Annotated in this window: 1 protein-coding gene; it reads left to right on the plus strand. The window is 42.2% G+C overall.

Translation table 11 applies throughout. The features are described 5' to 3' along the window. The coding region (locus Q4528_RS13500; RefSeq protein ID WP_303522040.1) for a type 1 glutamine amidotransferase family protein at positions 1 to 287 on the plus strand (287 nt) is incomplete at both ends.

Consider the following 287-nt stretch of genomic DNA (forward strand, 5'->3'; position numbering starts at 1 on the left):
GAATAACATTATTTCGGTTGCGATCATTATTATTCCAGGTACTGCACAGTCGGCCGTTTATGGATTGATTGATCTTTTCCAATCAGCCAATCGAATATTAAGCGAGATGCAGCCTGATACTAATGTCGCGTTCAAAATAAGCCGCTGGAAAGTCGAAAAAGAATGTTTAGTCAGTCTGGATGACAGCTGTTCTCCTTTGTTAGTGATAATACCGCCTGTGCTTGAAGGGCAAGCTTACTTAGATAAGCAAGGCGACTTATGTCGCCAATTAAGTACGTGGCACCAAC

This window comes from Staphylococcus pasteuri (assembly GCF_030547725.1).
Taxonomy (GTDB): Bacteria; Bacillota; Bacilli; order Staphylococcales; family Staphylococcaceae; genus Staphylococcus; species Staphylococcus pasteuri.